This window comes from Streptococcus infantis (assembly GCF_047460405.1).
Taxonomy (GTDB): Bacteria; Bacillota; Bacilli; order Lactobacillales; family Streptococcaceae; genus Streptococcus; species Streptococcus infantis_Q.
Window position 1 is genome coordinate 1 of the sequence record NZ_JASHGH010000037.1, and the last position, 1,654, is coordinate 1,654.

The following is a 1,654-nucleotide window of genomic DNA, read 5'->3' on the forward strand; positions in this document are numbered from 1 at the left end:
TATCACCTGGTGTAGTTGTGTCTACTGGTGTCTTGAACTCTACTGTTGTGCCCTTAGGAAGATCTCCGACATTACCGATTGAATCTTTAGCAGATGGTTTATCTCCTGGTTTAACAGTTTGATCTTTACCTGTTGGAGTGTTCTTGTCTGCGTCTGTATCCTTAGTTGATGGATCTTCTGGTTTAGAGTTTGGATCTTTTGGATCTGTTCCCTTATCAACTTCTTCTTTATCTGTGAAGCCATCACCATCTGTATCAGCTTTCTTAGGATCTGTTCCCTTATCAACTTCTTCCTTATCAGTCAAGCCATCGCCATCTGTATCGGCTTTCTTAGGATCTGTTCCCTTATCGACTTCTTCTTTATCTGTGAAGCCATCACCATCTGTATCAGCTTTCTTAGGATCTGTTCCTTTTTCAGCTTCTTCTTTATCAGTCAAGCCATCGCCGTCTGTATCCTTAGTTGATGGATCTTCTGGTTTAGATTCTGGTTTAGAGTTTGGATCTTTTGGATCTGTTCCCTTATCGACTTCTTCTTTATCTGTGAAGCCATCACCATCTGTATCAGCTTTCTTAGGATCTGTTCCTTTTTCAGCTTCTTCCTTATCAGTCAAGCCATCGCCGTCTGTATCAGCTTTCTTAGGATCTGTTCCCTTATCAACTTCTTCCTTATCAGTCAAGCCATCGCCGTCTGTATCAGCTTTCTTAGGATCTGTTCCCTTATCAACTTCTTCCTTATCAGTCAAGCCATCGCCGTCTGTATCAGCTTTCTTAGGATCTGTTCCTTTTTCAGCTTCTTCTTTATCAGTCAAGCCATCGCCGTCTGTGTCCTTAGTTGATGGATCTTCTGGTGAACTTGGTTTTTCAACAGTTACTTTAACTGGAACTTCTTCTGTAGATCCATCTGGGTAGGTTACAACGACTGTTGGTGTTTTATCACCTGGTGTTTTTGTATCTACTGGTTCCTTGAACTTAGCTGTGGTTCCTTCTGGAAGTCCCTTGAAGTTCTCAATTGAATCTTCTGCTTTTGGTTCTTCTCCAACTTTAACAGTTTGGTCCTTAGCTTTTGGCTCGTTCTTATCTGCATCTGTTGGTTCTGAACTTGGTTTTGCAACAGTTACTTTAACTGGAACTTCTTCTGTAGATCCATCTGGGTAGGTTACAACGACTGTTGGTGTTTTATCACCTGGTGTTTTTGTATCTACTGGTTCCTTGAACTTAGCTGTTGTTCCTTCTGGAAGTCCCTTGAAGTTCTCAATTGAATCTTCTGCTTTTGGTTCTTCTCCAACTTTAACAGTTTGGTCCTTAGCTTTTGGCTCGTTCTTATCTGCATCTGTTGGTTCTGAACTTGGTTTTGCAACAGTTACTTTAACTGGAACTTCTTCTGTAGATCCATCTGGGTAGGTTACAACGACTGTTGGTGTTTTATCACCTGGTGTTTTTGTATCTACTGGTTCCTTGAACTTAGCTGTTGTTCCTTCTGGAAGTCCCTTGAAGTTCTCAATTGAATCTTCTGCTTTTGGTTCTTCTCCAACTTTAACAGTTTGGTCCTTAGCTTTTGGCTCGTTCTTATCTGCATCTGTTGGTTCTGAACTTGGTTTTGCAACAGTTACTTTAACTGGAACTTCTTCTGTAGATCCATCTGGGTAGGTTACAAC

Annotated in this window: 1 protein-coding gene; it reads right to left on the reverse strand. The window is 41.1% G+C overall.

Annotated features, from left to right (window positions below; all coding sequences use genetic code 11):
* On the reverse strand, positions 1–1,654 hold a 1,654-nt coding region (locus tag QM928_RS09810), incomplete at both ends, for a Rib/alpha-like domain-containing protein (RefSeq protein WP_414322003.1).